Raw genomic sequence first — 17830 nt, forward strand, 5'->3', positions numbered from 1 at the left:
GAAACGGAGGAGGTGACGGAGAGGGAGCCGGTCGGACTACGGGAGGTCGTCCGGCATGAGGGTCATCAGGTCCGACTCGGAGATGTCGGACAACTCGGCGACGCGGTAGGCCTGACGCTCCGTCATCGCCTGGAACAGCTGGCGGGCCGCGCGTCCGTTGCCGAAGCCGCGTTCCCGTGGCAACCCGTCGAAGTGGGCGGTCAGGGCCTCACGGGCGCCCGGTGTGAGCTCGTACTGGTGCTGGGCCGCCTGGTGCTCCACGATGCTGACCAGTTCGGCGGAGCCGTAGTCCTCGAAGAGCAGGGTGCGGTTGAAGCGAGAGGCCAGACCGGGGTTGGAGCGCACGAAGGTCTCCATCTCCCGGGGGTATCCGGCCACGATCACCACCACGTCGTCCCGGTGGTCCTCCATCAGCTTCAGCAGGGTGGCGATGGCCTCCTGGCCGAAGTCGTTGGTGCCGGCGTACTGGGCGAGGGTGTAGGCCTCGTCGATGAAGAGGACACCGCCCCGGGCCTGTTCGAAGACGCGGGTGGTCTTGGGGCCGGTGTGGCCGACGTACTCGCCGACGAGCGCCGAGCGGTCGGCCTCGACCAGATGGCCGCGGTCGAGGAGGCCGACGGCGGCGAGGATCCGGCCGTAGAGGCGGGCCACGGTGGTCTTGCCGGTGCCGGGGTTGCCGGTGAAGACGAGGTGGCGGCTGAGCGGGGGCGCGGCGAGGCCCATCTCCTCGCGGCGGCGCACCGTCTGCATCAGTTTCACCAGGGACGACACGTCGTTCTTGACGCGGTCCAGGCCTGCCAGTCCGTCGAGTTCGGCGAGCAGGTCCTCCAGGGTGTCCTCGGCGGGGGCGTCGGTCTCCCGCGCTCCGGTCGCCGCGGCCGTGTCCCCGCCCGCGGTGGCCGGGAGGGCCTCGACTCGGCCGGTGGGCAGGGCGGGGTGGGTCACGTTGCGCGACACGCAGTCGTCGAACACCGGTCGGGCTCCCTTCTCGGCGGCCACGTCCTCCTCGGCGTCCCGCACCACACAGCCGCGCAGCACGGGCGCGCTGCCGGCCGCCATGTGGACGGCCGGGAACGCCTCACCGTCGTGGCCGGCGCCGGTGAAGACGCACTCCTCGAAGGTGCCGCGCGCCTTCTCGCCGACGAACAGGCTGTTCTTGCCGGTGCGGGCCACGGTGACGGCCTTGACGCGCGGTTCGGCCGCAGGGCCCAGGACCAGTCCGGAGCCGGTCGCGTCGCGCACCGTGCAGTCCTCGATCCTGGGGGTCGCGCGCTCGCCGACGACCAGGCCCGCGGTGCCGGTGCCGCTGATCCGGCAGTCCCGCAGCACGGCCGACGTGCCGGTACCGCAGGTGATGCCGGCGCGCTCGGCCTCGGTGACGTCGCACTCCTCCAGAACGACCGTGCCGGTGGACTCGGCGCTGATGCCGGTGCGTCCGCGCAGCACGGACAGCCCGCGCACCCGGGCCCCGGCGGCGGCGTCGATCTGCAGGCCCGACAGTCCGCAGTCGCTGATGCGGACGCCCTCGACGGTGAGCTCGGCCCGGTCGGTGGCCCGGACGCCGTGTTCGGGGGTGGAGCCGATCCGGCAGTCGGTGAGCGACAGCCGGGAGTCGTCGCAGGCGTGCACGGCGCTGAAGCCGCAGTCCCGCACATCGGTCGACGCAAGGCTCACCTGCGAACGGTCGCCGGCCAGCAGCCCGTTGGCCCGGCTGCCGTGCACCGAGGTGCCTTCCGCGGACAGCCGCGCGGCGCCCCGGGCCACCAGACACGAACCGTACGGTCGGTCCACCTGGCAGTCGACGAGTACGACCGTGCTGTCGTCGTCGGCGCTGACGCCGGGTCCGGAGCCGCCCCGTACCCGGGTGGTGAACAGCAGCACGTCACCGGCCCCGGAGACGGCGACCCCGTCCGCCCCGGTGCCCAGCACCTGGCAGTCGGCGAGCACCACACCGCCCTCCGCGACCTCGGGACGCCCCGGGTTTCCCTCGGGTCGGCGGGAGCTCCCCAGCACCCGTACGCCTTCCGCGCCCGTCTCCTCCAGCCGGCAGTCCAGCGCGGCCACCGACGCCTCGTCCTCGACCAGCAGTCCGCTGCGGCCGGGCCCGTTGATCCGGCAGTCGCGCAGCACCGCGGTGGCCCGGCCCCGCACCCGGACCCCGGATCCGGTGACGCCACGGACGGTGAGCCCGAGGACCTCCGCAGTGGTGGCGGAGCCCAGGACGACTCCGGTGCCGTCGACGTCCTCGACCGCCGTGTCGGTCACCTCGGTCGCGCCGGTCGTGTTGGCGTGCACCCCGGCCAGGGCGGCACCGGAGACCCGGCAGCCGCGCAGGGTCAGCGACGCGGCGCCGCCCGCCTCGACACGGCCGCCGGAGATCTCGCACCCGTCCAGTTCCAGGCCGCCCGCGGCGACGAGCACGGCGGGCAGCGCCGGGTCCTGGCCGATCAGCGCGAGGCCGTCGACGCGGACGCCGGGGGCGGTGATGTCCAGGACCGGGCGGCCGGGGTCCGCCGCCAACAGTCGTACGGCATGGTCCGGCCCTTCCTCGGGCAGCAGGCTGACCGCGCGGTCCAGGACCAGCACCTCGACATAGTCGCCGGGGGCGATGCGGATCTCGTCGCCGTCGGCCGCGGCGCGTACGGCGGAGGTGATGCTGCGGTGGGCGCCGCGGCCCTTGGGGGCGACCCGGTGCACGGCGGGGATGGCGGGGGCGGTCACGGGAGCTCCATTCCCTCGGTGAGTGCGGCGGGTTGATCGGCCGGGGGCTGCGGGGCAGGCGCCGGTGTGGTGGACGTGGACGGGAACGCGCGGCTCGGTTGGACGTTCGCGCCGTTCTGGCCGGTGAGGAAGGAGTTGATGATGCCCGCGGTGAGGGCTTCCGTGGTCTGCCAGAGGTAGTCGCCGGGGCCGAGCCGGTGGAAGACGCGCGAGCCTGCGGTGGCGTGCCAGGCGTAGCGGGTGAGTCCGCTGGTGACGCCGGTGAGCGCCGAGGCCGCCGCGTTCCAGGCGCCTGCTTCGAGGGCGTCGAGGCCGGTGCGCTTCTCGCCGTTGACGCCGAACACCGCCGCGTTGACGGTGCCGTTGACGAAGCCCGTGAGCACGCCGACGCCCAGGTTGTTGAAGAAGTCGTAGCTGCCGGAGCGCCAGCGGGTGGGGTTCTCATAGGCCGACCACTCGCCGGGCCAGTCGTCCTTGGACGCCTGCGGGTGGCGGTTGAAGTCCATGCCCTGGTCGAGGTTGGTCAGGCCGTTCTTGAGATAGCCGAGCCGTGTCGTGTCGTAGAGGACGTTGACGCCGGTGCGGATGGCGCCGCCGATGGCAGCGTTGAGCAGCGCCCGTTCGAAAGCCTGCGTCGGGTCGAACCGGGTGTTGTTGATGTCGGCGACGATCGCGGACACGGCGAAACTCGTGCCGAACTCGATCAGATAGCCCATGGTGAAGTCGGTGAGCACCTTGCGCACCTGGTGGCGCCACATCGGCATGGCGCGCGAGGAGCCGTCCTCGACGCCGGTCCAGATCTCGTGGAACACATCGCGGAACTCCCGGTTCACACCGCGCAGTTCGGTGGTGTAGCCGCGGAAGTCGACCTCCCGGCCGATCAGCCGCCAGCTGCGGTGCCCGTCCAGGCCCACCTGTCCACCGACGCTGGGCAGGCTGCTGATTTCCGGCAGCTTGGCGACGTCGAAGGTCGACCAGCGGCCGAAGGCGTCGGTGGCCCAGACCCGCCCGGCGATGGTGCGCTGGGCCACCAGCCGGCCGTCCTGGTATTCCCGCCACTGGCCCCACAGCGACTCCGACTCGCGGTACCGGCCCGGCACGCCTTCGACGGGGTCGCGGCGGTGGCGCACCGTGCCCATGTCCCACTCCCGCCAGACCTCACCGTCGACGGTCACGGACACGGGCGGCTCGAAGTGCCGCCTGGATGCGGAGAGCAGCTCGGACAGAGTGGACCCGCCGGTGCTCAATGTGGGTGTGACGGGCGTCGGGGGAATCTCCACCGTGTACGCGAACTCGCGGACCCGGCCGCCGTTCCGCCGCCGTACGACCTCGTCGCCGATGCGGTCGGTCCAGCGGCCCTTGGCGAGGTCCTGGTGGTCGCGGATGCCCTGCGAGTGGACGGTGCCGTCGGCGTCGGTCTTCCGCCAGATCCAGGTGTCGTCGTCCCGCCGGGTGGCGTCGATCCAGACGGTGCCGTTGTCGGTGGCGGTGCGCTCCCGGAGCGCTTCGAGCTTGCCGTTGTCCAGCCGCTTGAAGTCGGTGAACGAGTCGTCCCAGACCGGGGAGTACAGCGAGCCGCGACTCTGCCTGCGTACGCCCTCGGTGACGTTTCCTTCGGCGTCGGTGGCCTTCCAGGTCCAGGTGCGGTGGCGGGGGTTGCCGTGCGCCTCGACGTGAAGATCGCCCCAGTGGTCGCGGCGGCCCGTGATCTGCATCTGGGTGTTCTTGTCCACCCATACGCCGGAGACGTCGTCGGTGCCGATGCCGCGCGCGGGGTTGTCGGCGAGGTATTCGCGTACGCCCGTGCCCTGCGAACGCATCGACAGCACCTCGTCGCCGGCGGCGTTGCGGAACACGTCCTCGAAGTGGCCGTCGACGGCGATGTGGCGGGTGCCAAAGACCCCGCTCGTCGTGTCCCGCCAGGGCAGTTCGTACGAGGCCGGGTTCCCGTTCCGCTTCGGGGCCGGGGCCCACTGCTTGGGATCGGTGAGGCTGCGGCCCACCTCGATGACGTTGCCGTTCTCCAGCTTGCGGGTCTCGCGGACGAGCCGGCCGAACTGGTCGATGTCCTGCCAGCTGTGACCGCCGTGCGAGACGAGCCTGACACCGCGCAGGCTGCTGCCGTCCGGCGCGATCTCGGTCCACTTGGACACCTGGAACTGCGAGTCGCCGGTGGCGAAGTTCCGGAAGAAGTCCTGGAACCGGTTCTGGCCCGCCCCCGAGTACCAGAAGGCCGCCGGGAGGCGCTGGTCGGAGATCCGGACGACGTGGATGGTGCCGCCGTCCGCGAGTTGCTCGGAGAGCTCCTCGATGATGTCGATCGGTTTGTTGTTCGGTCCGATGGCCGTGTGCAGTGCGGGGTCCACGCGCGTGCCCGCGGGCGCGTGTCCGGGCACCACGGGATGTTCCGTGTACAGGCGGGAGCCGTGGTAGCCGTCCAGCGGCCAGATGTTGCCGCGCTGCTGGGCGAGGGTCCGCTGCCCGGTGGCGGGGTCGAGGAAGCTGTCCTTGAAGCCGATGCGGTTCCAGGACCAGTCGCGGGTTCCGGACAGCACCTCGGTGCCGTCGGTGTTGAACCGTGTCCAGCTCCAGTCGCCCGACGCGTTCTTCTCCGCCCGGATCAGGCCGCCGTCGAGGGCCTTGGTGTACGTCCGGACGTCGAGGACGTCCACGGGGGCCCAGCGGTTCGAGAGTGTGTCGTGGATGGTCCGGCGGTCGTTGTCCCAGATCCGCTCCCCGGAGCGCACCTTGGTCCCGGCCTCGTCGAACTCGGTCCACCTGGCGCGGCCGACCCGGTCCACGTCGACTTGGAGGACGTTCCCGTTGCGCAGGACCTCGCGCTCGAAAAGCGTCACATTGCCGTCCCCGGTCAGCTTGAACTGGCCGGTGGCCGACTTCTCCACCTTGGCTGTCGCGTAGCGGCCGGTGAGGGGGGTGCCCGTGGGGTCGACCCGAACCGCCTTCCCGGTCACATGGTCGATCTGCCAGTACTGGCCGCCCGGCTTGCCGCCCTTGACGCGTACGGCGACGGTCTCCTCCAGCACCTTGACGCCCTGGGCGTCGAGCACCGTCCGCTCCAGCGGCTGGACCCCCTTGCCGGTGGAGGTGAGCGCGATACGGCCGTCGTCGAGCCGCTCCACGCGCAGGGTGAGGGACGGATTGCCCGAGGTGTCGAGCACGCGCGGCACACCGTCGGGGGCGCCCGCGTCGAAGCGGAGCAGGCCCCGGTCGCCGGAGAGTTGGACGTCCCGCAGGGCGAGGGTGCCCTCGGGGCCGTAGTGCCATTTGGTCGTGCCTGCGGTGTCGGTGAGGGTGAAGCCGCCGCGCAGCTCTGTCGGGGTGTTCGGGGCGAGAGGCGTGACGGTGAAGGCGTCGTCGGCCACGCGGGTGCCCACGAACTCGACAGAGTCGGGGGTCCAACCGCCTTCTGCCGCACGGCCGGTGAGCCCGAGCTTCGTGCCGTCGAGTTCGGCGGGGCCGCCCCTGAGGAACACCTCCTGGTAGAGCAGCTCGCGGTTGGCGCCGAAGCCCGAGCTCAGGTCCGTCGGGGTGTGCGTGACGGTGAAGCGGCTGCCGCCCGGGCCGGTACCGTGCGGGGTGGGCGTGACGGTGAAGTCGCCGAAGGCGCGGCTGCCGCCGTTCTGCAGGTCCTCCAGGCGGGTCGCCAGCGGCAGGTCGAGGTACTGCCGCATGGCGGTGGCGGCACCCTGCCGGATCCCCTCGTGGGCCTGCGCGGTCAGCTGCCGGAACTGGTCGTGGAGGAGGTCGGAGCCGAGGCCGAACCGGTTCAGCGAGTCGGTGGCGTCACCCGCGAGCTGCTGCACGCGCAGGACGTCCAGGTTCTGGAGGGCGTGGGAGCCGGGTGCGAGGTGCAGGAACTCCATGGCGCCGGAGATGCCCGACAGGTCCGCTGCCGCGCCGTCCGGTACGCCCCGCACGCCCGAGGCCTCGTCGAGGGTGCGCTCGAAGAGCTGGGTGATGTCGGTGAGGGCGTCGTCCAGGAGGTCCTCCTCCGGGATGGCGTTGAGGGGGAAGCGCTCCGCCAGCGGGTCGACCAGGCGGGTCGGCTCCAGGTCGCGGGCGCCCTCGGTGAACCGCAGGAAGCCGGAGCCGTCGCGGGCCGGCAGGTCACGGAAGACGAGGGCACCGCTCCGGTCGAAGTGGAAGCGGCTGCCGGTGACGGTGTCGGTGAGGGTGAAGCCGCCGGGAAGCCGCCCGGCGAGCGGTCCTTCGGTGGCGGTGAGCTGCATGGATCTGATGGAACCGGCCGGACCGTTCTCGATGACCTCCATGGTTCCGTCGGCCGCGTTGAGGTGCACCGAGATCCGCAGGCCGGGGGGTAGCCCCTCCCCGGCGAGCACGAACTCGCGGCCCACCAAGGAGCCGTCGTGGGCGAAGGTCCACGTGGTGTTCCGGGCCGGGTCGGTGACGGCGAACCTGCCGCCCTCCAGCGCTTCGACCGTGAAGTCGGCGCCGCGGACCGTCCCGTCCGCCGCCGGGGCGCGGTCGAGGAGTCCGAGGCGGAAGGATCCCGGTGCCGTGTCGGTGGACGGCACGCGCACCATCCGTATCTCGAGGTCCGCGAGATCCTCCGCGCCGGACAGCCGGATCCCGGGCGTCCGCTCCAGGACTCCCTGCCAGTGCTGGTCCACGGCCTGCCAGAGCGCGCGGTCGTCGAGGGCGGGCAAGGCGTCCGGGCCGGGCAGACGCAGGGCGGTGGATTCGTCGAGGCCGGGCAGGCGCAGGTCCGTGCCGAGGGACAGGTCGGACACGGGGCGCGTGCCGCCCGATGCCTCATCCAGGGTGCGCTCGAAGATCCGGGCGAGGTCGTCCAGGCCGGACGCGCCGCCCAGGTCGTCGAGCCGGACGGGCGGCACATCGGGCGCGCCCTCGGTGAAGCGGAGGATGCCCGAGCCGTCCCGGGCCGGTACGTCGCGGAAGGCGAGGTCGAGGTCGGCGTCGTAGTGGAAGCGGCTGCCCGTGACGCTGTCGGTCAGGGTGAAACCGCCCGGCAGACGGTCCTGGAGCGTGCGGTCGATCGTGGTGAGCGGGAACGAGTCGGTGACGCCGCGAGGGCCGACCAGCCCGACGACCCTGGTGGCCATGCCGTCGGTCATGGTCGCGGGCGTGGACCTGAACCACAGGCCGGACGGCAGCCCCAGGCCGTTGTCGACGAGCGCCGTCTCACGGGCCAGGAACTCGCCCGCGTTGCTGAACTCCCAGCGGGTGGTCCCGGCCGGGTCGGTGACACGGAACGCACCGCTGTCCAGGCGCTCCACGGTGAACCGCGGCTGTGACCCGGCCCCGTGGGGTGTCGGGGTGGCCTGCGTGATGTCCAGCCGGATGGCATCGGGCGCGCCGTCGGTGATCCGGAACTCCAGCCCCGCCAGGTCGCCCACGCCGGACAACCGCACGTCGTGGAACGGGGTCAGCCGGGTGAGCGACAGGTCGGTGGGCGATGCGGTGTCCGTCAGACGTGCCACGCTCGGCGCGTCGCCACCGGCGGTCCACTCGATCCGCGGCAGGTCGGCCGCGACGCCGTCCAGCGCGCTGTTCTCGGGGATGTGCAGTCCGCTGATCTCGGGAGTGTTCTCGGGGATGGAGTGGAGCGGGAACCTCTCGGACAGCGGGCCGCCGAAGTCGTCGAGAGCCGTCGGCGGGACGGTGTTCGTGCCCGGCACGGTCGTCCCGGCCGTGTCCAGCCGGATCGGCGGAGCCTCCGCGGGCAGGTCCACGAACTGGCCGGCCCGGTCGAAGACGAACCGGTTGCCGTCCGCCAGGTCGGTCACCGCGAAGCCGCCGGACGGCAGCCGTCCGGCCGCGTCACCCGGCAGCCGTACGACGGAGAAGGCGCCGTCGCCCAGCCCCGGCGCGGCCACCCGGAACGCGGGAACCATGTCGCCGCCCGGCCCTCGGGTGAACGTCGTGACGAGCCGTGCGTCGGTCAGCGCACCGCCGACGTGGCCGGAGAGCACCAGCTCCTCGGACAGCCGGGTCCCGTCCAGGTCGAACCGTGCGGTCCAGGCCCCGTCCGGCGTCCCCACCTTCACCCCGGTGACCACACCGAACGCGCCCTTGACCGGGTCGACCACCACACCGGTACCGGCCATCGGCACGCCGTCCGGGCCGACCACCCGGGGCAGCGCGCCCATCTCGGGTGTCGCGTCGAACCGCAGGAAGGCGTCCCGGCCCGGGATGCGCAAGTCGACGAGTTCCAGGGCACGGTCGGCGGTGTAGTGCAGACGTACGTCCCCCAGCGCGTCGGTGAGTGTGACACCGTCTCCGGCGCGTGGCGTGCTGTGCCACTCCACGCGTATGCCGGTCTGCCCCGGGTCCGTCAGCCGCAGTTCGCTCAGGGGCGGCGGCGCGTCGAAGCGGCTCAGCTGGGACGACTCCGACAGATAGCCGAGATCCAGTTCGTCGCCCAGGTCGCTCAGCCGGCCGGGGCTGTGCGCTCCGATGCCGCCCAGGTCGTCGAGTGCGGAGGTCCCGCCCAGGTCCAGCTGGTCCAGCAGCCGCAGCTGGTCGTCGAGGGACAGTCCGCGGAAGTCGTCGGCGCCGATGCCCGACGGGCCCTCCGCGTGCAGGCGCAGGTCACCCGCGAGGTCGGGCATGGGGTTGCGGCCCGCGAAGTTGGGGTTCGGGATCCACTCGACGATGTTGTGCTGTGCGTCGAGCTGGTACGCGCCGCGGATGAACTCCGGGGCGATGCCGCCGGGGAAGGCGATCTCGCGCTCCGCCTCCCAGCCCGACGCCTTCCACGCCTCGGTGCCCTCGGCGCGTTGGAAGGTCCTGCCGACGTCGATACCGCCGGGTGCCTCGATCTCGTACTTGAAGGTCCCGTCCCAGATCAGGTTCTGGTCGGTCGTCGTGCTCACGAACGCCGACGGCTGGCCGGTCCTGACCATGGAGTCGAGGTTGGTGTCCAGGGGGTCGCGCGGGCGGAGGCCGTCGCTGAAGATCTGGTCCACGCTCCGCTTGCCGCCGATGCGCCACAGCGTTTCGTCGGTCGTGCGCCAGACCGGCGCCGGAGTGATGGCCGAGATGTCGACGGAACGGTCGGCGGCGGCCGCCAGCCGGTCCAGGCCGTTCAGCGAGGGCAGGGTGACGTCGTCGAGGTGCACCGGCGGCGCGGTGAGGTCCTGGCGGAGGGACACCGGGGTCAGATCGCCGAGGTCGGTGGGGCGGCCGTCCGGGCCGAAGCGGGTGACGATGCCGTCGGGGCCGGTGACCGTGAAGTGGCCTTCGGTCAACTGCACCTTGACGTCGGGGACGATCCCGGTGTCCGACCTGACGACCCAGTTGACGGTCGGCCCGGGTTCCATGGTGATCCAGCGTCCGGTGGGCTGCCCGAGGTCGTCCAGGAGCTTCAGTTCGCCGACGGGCAGGTGTGCTCCCGGTCCATCCAGGCGGGTCATCATCACCGTGATGTTCTGGCGGACGGAGTTCAGGTTCATCCCCAGCCGGTCGAACTCGATCCGCGCCTGGTTGAACTTCAACTCGGCGGCACTCAGGTCGAGTTGGGTCTCGGCACGACGCAGTGGCGGTACGTCGGGCAGGTCCGCGACCTGGGTGAGCCTCTGGCCGGCCGTGTCCAGGTCGAAGGCGGCGTTCTGTGCCCTGACCCAGGCCTGGAAGCGGTCGGCGCCGGCCTTGCCGACGGCGCCGCCCGTGATGATCTCCCGCAGGGTGAGCGGCGGGAAGCCGGTCGGTGCCGTGACGGTCTTGCTGACGAGGTCGTTCTTCAGCGGCCCCATTCCCAGCAACTCCCGTGCACGGCCCATGTCCCCGGGGGCGTCCGGGAGCAGCCGCGCCAGGTCGTCGAGCCTGAAGCCGAGCCGCGTCGGCGAGTCCGGGCCGGTGAACTTCCCCACCAGCGGACCGGTGCCCAGCTCCTCGGGGTCCAGGACGCGGATCGTCACCTCGTCCTTGAGCCCGACATGGATGTTCACCGGGTCGGTCTTGCCGATGCGCAGGATCACCCCGTCCGGTACGACGTCGACGAGGTCGATCTCACCGTCGAGGATCTTGCGCAGCTGGCCCGTGGTGAGACCGCCGAGCTTGCCGTCGACGCTGAAGGGCGCCAGCTCCGCCAGCTCCGCCAGCTCGTCCAGGGGCTTCAGCAGACCCGCCTGGGTGCGGTCGAGGCCCACGAAGGCGTCCAGGTCCCGCAGCCGGGTGACCGCGCTCTGCGGCTGCTCCAGCAGGACGGACCGGGGGCCGGTGAGGGTCTTGCCGCCCAACTCGTCGAGGTCGTCGAGGGTGTTGAGGGCGGTGCGGAACTGCGGCGGGAGCAGTCCGTCGGCCCCCAGGTCCCTCACCTCGACGATCCCGTTGCGGAGCAGGGGCCCGAGGCGGGAGCCGAGGGCGTCCAGGTCGCTCATGGCGACCGGCTCCACCAGGTCGTCGAAGGTGCCGGAGAACCGGTTCGGCGATGTCCCCGGCACGCGGGGCAGGGAACTGGAGCTCGTGGAGCGCGGCAGCATGGCCGGCGGGGGCGTGAACTCGGTCAGTTCCTCGACCGCGTCGTCCCAGGCCCGGGTGCCGGGCACGACCAGCTTGCCGGGCTCCCCGAGCGGCCTCGTCGCTTCGGGGGTGAACAGTCCTCGGGCGGTCCTCCCGGACAGGTCGCCTGCGACGGAGGCCGCGCCCCTGCCGAGGATGGCGCCGATCGGGGGCTTGCCGCCCAGGCCGCGTTGCATGATGCCCGTGCGCCAGGCGCCCCGGAAGCCGAACCTGGCGAGCTCGGAGTAGCGCAGCGGCAGGAACGCGGACAGCATGAAGTCGAAGGCCCGGCCGACGTTGGTGAGCGCGTAGACGCCCAGCCGCCGGCCCATGCCGCCCCCGACGAACCCGGTCGTCATGAAGAAGTCCCGGCGCACCGCGAACCGCCCCCACCGCACCGCGCCCCTGGAGAAGCCGCTCGCGAAGCGCATGGCGTTCGCGAACGCCCTGGGGGCGCCTGCGAGGAAGCCGGGCAGCCGGGACATCCCGCTGAAGAACATGCGGCTGCCCGACTGAGACAGCTTCATCAGCCCCTGGCCGGTCAACGTGGCGAGGGTCCGTGGCGCCATCAGCAGCCGGCCGCCCTGGAGCAGCATCCGGCCGCCCGCTCCGAGGGCCCGGCTGCCGCCCTTCATTCCCAGCGTGAAACCGGCCTTCATCAGGCGCATCAGTCCGCCGACCGTGGTGAGGCCCTTGGTCGACGGGAAGAGGATGCCCAGGAGGGCCAGGCCCAGCCCGAGGGCGTTCGTCTTGCCCTGGGCGTAGTCCACGACGGCTTTGACGAAGAGGATCGCGCCGACGCCGAACGCCAGCAGGCCCAGTGGGCCGCCCACGATGATCGCCGCGACCGTGAGCACGATCGAAAGGATCTCCAGCGCCTTCCAGAACCCGTCGACGAACTTCTGCCAGAAGCTCTTCTTCTTCGGCGGCTTGATGGGCCGGGACACCATCGAGGCCGCCTCCCTGAGGGCGTCCTCCAGAAGCTTGGCCTCGCCGGTGATGAAGTCGACCTCGGCCTCGACGTCGTTCTTCGCGGCGGTGAGTTCCGCCGGGGGCGGCGCGTCCTTGCCCACCAGGCCGGCCGGGGGGATCGCCACCGCGCCACCGCGTTCCGCGGCGCTCTCGGCCCGGCCCTGCGCCTCCCGCAGGGCGCCCGCGTAGCGCGCGGTGGCCGAGGCCGCGCGGTCGAAGGAGCGGTTGACGTTGGCCATGAACGTCTTGAGTTCCTGCTTCACATAGGTGCGCAGGGCGTCCGCGGTCTGCCCCTCGAAGCCACCGCCCGACGCGGTGCCGAGCATGTTGTCGAGGCCCACACCGACATCACCGGCCAGATCCCGGAGCTGACGGAACTCCCGGGTGACGCCGTCGATGACATCAGGGTTTCCGACAACCGGATTTCCGTCGTACCCCACTTGATTCCAGTCGCCGGGGCTGGCCACGGGGTCCTCCAAGGTGTCCAGGACGCGAGGGTCGGCCGCTCTGTACGCGGATGACGTCGTGGTGACGTATTCAGCGGGATCAACAGTTCAACGAAGTGACGGAAGCCACATACCTGCTGGTCAGTAGGGTGCCGGGGAAAAATTCTTTGAACCTTTCGACGCCATGTCTGCGTCTACAGGGCGGACTCGATACCGCCCCTTGTTCGGTATCGCGAACCGCTTGCCGCCTCGGCCCGAACACCGGAAGAAAGGACGGATAGACGTGGCTCGCATTTCGGTCGACTACGATCTGATGTACGTCCTCGCCCGCCAGATCTGGCATCTCCGCGATGAATTGGACGTCTCCTCGCAGACGGACCGCGATTTCGCCGCCGGTGACATCGGGCCCCGCCGGGACACGGCCGAGGAGCTGACGAACTTCTACGGCGCCTGGCAGAAGTCGTTCCGCGAGGCCTGGCAGGTCATGACCGACCTCGGCAACCTCCTCGACGAGATCGGCAAGGCGTTCTACGACCAGGACGCGGGCACCGCGGCCAACGCCTCCACGATGGCGGCGTCCTATCTGCGGCAGAACATCAAGGCCGAGAACGACGCCTACAAGCAGCGCCAGGACGCCATGTACAAGCGGGCCGAGGCCGCCAACCTGGAGCGGCGGCACAAGCCCGGGCAGCTCTATCTGCAGCGGCAGCAGGAGGAGCACGAGAAGAAGCGGGCGGCCCTGGAGAAGGAGCAGGAGGCCCAGGCGAAGCGGCAGGAAGGCTTCATCAAGCAGCAGGAGGCCCTCCAGAAGGAGCAGGAGCCGCTGCGGCAGCGCCAGGACGAACTCGACCGCCGGCAGCAGGAGTTGTGGGAGCAGCAGAAGGCCGAGCGTGAGGAACAGGAGTCGGCTTTCGCGGCGAAGCAGGAAGCCCTGAACAAGGAAGCCGAATCCCTGCGGGGCGACCAGGAGCCGCTGCGGCAGCAGCAGGACGAACTGCAGCGCAAGCAGCAGGAGTTGTGGCAGGAGGAGAAGGATCTGCGCCATGCGCAGGAGGCCCTGTACCTGGCGCAGCAGGCCGCTCTGCAACAGCAGCAGGACGCGTACGACGCCAAGAGCGAGGCCCTGACGAAGAAGCAGGAGGCGCTCTGGAAGGAGCGGGACGCCCTGATGCGCAAGAAGGGCGTCACCCAGGGCGAACTCGACGCCTGGCAGAAGAAGCAGGACGCCCTGTGGGCCGAGCAGGACGCCCTGTGGGAGAAGGAGGGCGAGCCCCTCCAGAAGAAGTGGGACGACCTGGACAAGCTGGCGGCCGACCAGGAGAAGGCGTTCGATCCCCTCCAGGCACGGCAGGAGGCCCTGGACAAGCAGCGCCAGGCGCTCGCCGACCAGCAGGAACCCTTCGGCGATCGGGCGGAGGAGCTCCAGCGCAAGCAGGAGGGCCTCTGGAAGGAACAGGACGCCGCGCGCAAGACCCTGGACGGCGAGCAGGACAAGGAACAGGGCGACCTGGACCGGGAGAAGGACGCCCTGCAGAAGGAGCAGGACGCCTTCGCGCCGAAGTGGGACGAGCTGGACAAGCAGCAGGAAGCCCTGTGGAAGGACCAGGCGGCGAACGAAGAGGCGCAGAAGCAGCTCGACAAGGAAGAGGAGCCGCTGCGCCGCCAGGCCGAGGACATGCAGAAGAGCTGGGCCGCGGACCAGGAGGAGCTGGCGAAGAAGCCCGCCTGGACACCGGAGAGCGGCGAACCCAACCCCCTGAACAGGAACCGCGAACTGGGCGGGCAGGGGCCGTCGGAGACCCCGCCGCCACCGGTACCGAACGGCTACGAGCGGGACGACGAGAACGGCCACACCAAGGTCGAGTACAAGCTGGACGCGAACGGGCAGATCGAGGTCGACAAGAACGGCAACCCGGTCGAGACGACGGTCACGATCACCAACAAGAACGGGCTGACGTACCGCGAGACGTACCGCACGCTCTCCGAGGACGGCGACTCCGTGACCACCACCCACCGCTCCGACGGCACCGTCTCCAAGGTCTACCTGGATGTGGATCCCGGGGGCTACGACAAGGGGTTCATGAAGCGGTACGTCACCGACGAGAACGGCGACACCCAGCAGATCTGGACCAAGGCGCCCGACGGCGACTGGGTGCTGAACATGGACAAGGAGACGTACTTCAACTCCGAGGCCGGTCAGGAGGACCCCCAGAAGTTCCTGGACCGGCCGCCCGCCTACCTCACCGTGGAGAAGCCCCTGGTGGACGCGGGCGGGCACCTGGCCGACGGCACCTCCGCGCAGGGGACCACCACCACCCTGCCCGACGGCAACACCCGCACCGACTACACGCGTTCGGACGGCTCCGTCCTGCGGGTCGTCACCACGGACATGAACCGCTACGTCGCCGACGGCAGCGGCGAGATCCAGGAGATCTGGCAGAAGAACCAGGACGGCACCTGGTACTTGAGGGACTCCATCACCCAGCACCAGCGCTACGGCGACGAACCACCCCTCGGGACGCTCGGCGAGAACTGGCGCTGATCTCCCGGCACAGGGCCGGACAGCCTCCGGCCCACCCCTGAAGCTCCCTGCGGGCGCCGAACTCCCCCCCTTGGCGCCCGCAGGGTCCCAGGGCCCGCATCCGCGGGCCCGAGAGTTCCATCACCCAGGTGCACGGTCGGTCGCGACCGCAGGCACCGCAACGGAAAGAGGCCACGATGCCCCGTACCACCGTCGACGAAGAGGCGATCAACGCCACGGCCGCCAAGCTGAACAACGCCGTCAGCTCCACGCTGGTGCCTCAGCTGTCGGAGCTCCAGCGCGAGGTCGAGGCGCTCCTCGGCGACGGCCTGGTGCTGGCGCAGACCAGCCCCAAGCTGCGCGAGTCCTACACGAACTTCAACACCTCGGTGACCCAGGCGGTCAACAACATCACCGAGTTCGCCAAGCAGTTCCAGCAGATCGGCCAGTCCGTGAAGGACCTCGACGGGCAGATCGCCGGCGGCATCCCCGCGTGATGCGCGACAAATAAGATGAACCGGGGCGAACGGGACTCATTCTCCGTTCGCCCTGGTCGACTTCCCATGTCGAACCTCACGTTCACCTCAAAGACGCTTGAAAGTTGTGGCAACCCTCATAGACTCACCGCTCAACAGGAATCATCAGTTCCACTCGTGGATGCGGTGGTCACCTGGGCATTCATGTTCACTGCACAGCACCCGCCGCGTTCGCGGCGCCCGAACTGACCGGCTCATCAGACCGAGGCCGGTTCTGCGGGAGGCAACACATGAGAACGTCCACAACCTGTCCCGCCGACGGGAACCCTCACAGACCCGGCGGGAGCGCTCCCGCCGGCGACGGCGGCTTCCGTGAGCTGTACGAACAGCACCACGGCCCCCTGTTGCGCTACGTCAGCGGCATGCTGCGCGGCGATCAGCAGCGCGCCGAGGACTTCGTCCAGGAGACCCTGTTGCGCGCCTGGCTGAGCAGCGCGGACCAGCCGCCGGACTGGGCACCCTCACGGGCCTGGCTGTTCCGGGTGGCGCACAACCTGGTGGTGGACTGGACGCGCCGCGAGCAGTCCCGCCCCGAGTACCACCAGGAGCTGCTGGAATCGCACGCCGAGCCCGTCGACCCGATCGGCCAGGCGGTGCACCGCCGCTTCCTCGTGCACGCCCTCTCCCGCCTCTCCCTGCCGCACCGCGAGGTGCTCTTCTACGTCTACGTGCTGGGCTGGACCGGCCCGGACGCCGCGGACGCCCTGTCCATCCCCGCGGGCACGGTCAAGTCCCGTACGCATCACGCGATTCGGGAGCTGCGCCGCCGCCACCCCCAGGACGCGCTGGTGGCCGCATGACGGGGGGCATACCGGCGCGGGGCCATGTGATCTCGCTGGCCAAGCCGGACTCGTCGCTCGTGACGGCGCTGCTGGTCGCCGTCGCCGTACTTCTGCTGCTGTTCCTGCTGCTGCGGCACTTCGTGCGCAAGCGTGGCGGCTGGCGGCGGTTCCGGCGGGGCGTCGCCCAGGAGATCGCCCTGACCAGGCGGGCGTTCGGCGAGCCGCTGCGCTCCTTCCGGCGCCACCGCCGCGGGGTGCGGGCGCTCTCCCGCCACCTGTGCGACCCCCGGTCCGGCCTCCTCGTACGACGGTTGCTGGACGGCGCCGGAGCGGCCCTCGGCGAGGTGCCCGGCGCCTTCGCCTACGGCTTGCGCACGGAGCCCGGCTGGGCCGCCGTCCAGATCGCCGCCCGCCGGCTGCCCGCCCCGCCCGCCCCGTGGGAGGTCGCCGACGGCATCAGTCCGCAGTCCTGGTGCCTGAGCCTGGACGACGCGGAGTCGTTGCCGGACGCGGCGCCCCGAGCGGGCACCCGGGTGCGGCCGCTGCCGGTCACCGTCGGCATGGCGGACGACCTGTGCGTCCACCTCGACCTGGCCGCCGGTCCCCGGCTGATCACCGTCGAGGGCGATCCGGCGACCCGGTTCCGTCTGCTCCAGGCCCTGGCCGCGCAGCTGGACCGACCGGGCAGCGGAGCCTCGGTCACCGTGGCGGACGGCGTCCACCCCCACTACCACGGCGAGCCGCTCGACAGCGTGCTGCGCCGACTGGAGGACACGCCCGCCCCGACGACGGAGGGAGAGGTCGTCACCACCACCACGGTCGTGGTCTGCGCTTCCCCCACCCGCGAACAGGCCCGGCGCCTGACCGCCCTCGCCGCCACCGGCACCGTCGTCTGTCTCGCCGACGGTCCGGCCGCCGGGCACAGCTGGGCCCTGCGCGTCGACGGCCGCGGCCGGGTCAGCGCCCCGGAGCTCGACCTGTCCGCGGACTCGGCCCCGCTAAGCAGGGCCGTCGCCGCGGCCGTCCGCTCGGACCGGCGCCGCGCGCGCCGCGCCCCGGAGCGGCAGAGGCCGATGGAGACGGCCGTCGAGCCGCGTCCGGCCCCGCAGCGGCAGGTGCCCGAACCGGCCGGGCAGCCGGAGGTCTCGGAGCTGTCCGAGCTCGTCGAGCAGCCCACGCGCGCGGCCCCGGCCCGGACCGTCGCGGGTGCCGACCTCCTGTCCGAGCCGGCCACGGCCCGGACCCACCGCGCCGAGGCGTCGTCCACCGGCGGGGAGTAGCCCGCCACCGCACGCCGGCACCACAGCCCTCTTGCTCGCAGCCCTTGCTCGCCCCACGAACCACCCC

6 protein-coding genes are annotated in these 17830 nt (G+C 71.2%); 4 read left to right on the top strand and 2 right to left on the bottom strand.

Features of this window, described 5'->3' with window-relative positions; translation table 11 throughout:
• Window positions 1-36 precede the first annotated feature (36 nt).
• Complete coding sequence (locus BLU79_RS15710) at window positions 37-2721, bottom strand: right-handed parallel beta-helix repeat-containing protein (RefSeq protein ID WP_093906361.1); 2685 nt, start codon at window positions 2719-2721, stop codon at window positions 37-39.
• On the bottom strand, window positions 2718-12665 hold the full coding sequence (locus tag BLU79_RS15715; RefSeq protein ID WP_143052500.1) for a scabin-related ADP-ribosyltransferase: 9948 nt from the start codon (window positions 12663-12665) through the stop codon (window positions 2718-2720). The genes BLU79_RS15710 and BLU79_RS15715 overlap by 4 nt, the downstream gene beginning before the upstream one ends.
• A gap of 262 nt (window positions 12666-12927) precedes the next feature.
• On the opposite strand from BLU79_RS15715, the gene BLU79_RS15720 reads away from it, so the two are divergent.
• The 4 genes from BLU79_RS15720 (at window position 12928) to BLU79_RS15735 (ending at window position 17763) form a co-directional block, all read left to right on the top strand.
• Complete coding sequence (locus tag BLU79_RS15720) at window positions 12928-15186, top strand: hypothetical protein (protein ID WP_093906363.1); 2259 nt, start codon at window positions 12928-12930, stop codon at window positions 15184-15186.
• 176 nt (window positions 15187-15362) lie between these two features.
• Window positions 15363-15662: a hypothetical protein gene (locus BLU79_RS15725; RefSeq protein ID WP_177001030.1), complete on the top strand. Its 300-nt coding sequence runs from the start codon at window positions 15363-15365 to the stop codon at window positions 15660-15662.
• A gap of 269 nt (window positions 15663-15931) precedes the next feature.
• The gene (locus BLU79_RS15730; protein ID WP_093906364.1) at window positions 15932-16501 is read left to right on the top strand and encodes a sigma-70 family RNA polymerase sigma factor; all 570 of its coding nucleotides are present in this window, start codon (window positions 15932-15934) and stop codon (window positions 16499-16501) included.
• Window positions 16498-17763, top strand: coding sequence for a hypothetical protein (locus tag BLU79_RS15735; protein ID WP_093906365.1), 1266 nt, complete (start codon window positions 16498-16500; stop codon window positions 17761-17763). Before BLU79_RS15730 ends, BLU79_RS15735 begins: the two co-directional genes overlap by 4 nt.
• The last annotated feature ends 67 nt before the right edge of the window (window positions 17764-17830 follow it).

Source organism: Streptomyces sp. cf386 (genome assembly GCF_900103585.1).
Lineage (GTDB): Bacteria > Actinomycetota > Actinomycetes > Streptomycetales > Streptomycetaceae > Streptomyces.

Bases quoted from the DNA above. Each gene is read 5' to 3' on its own strand.
- BLU79_RS15730 (WP_093906364.1), top strand. From the start codon at position 15,932: ATGAGAACGTCCACAACCTGTCCCGCCGACGGGAACCCTCACAGACCC.
- BLU79_RS15725 (WP_177001030.1), top strand. From the start codon at position 15,363: ATGCCCCGTACCACCGTCGACGAAGAGGCGATCAACGCCACGGCCGCC.
- BLU79_RS15735 (WP_093906365.1), top strand. From the start codon at position 16,498: ATGACGGGGGGCATACCGGCGCGGGGCCATGTGATCTCGCTGGCCAAG.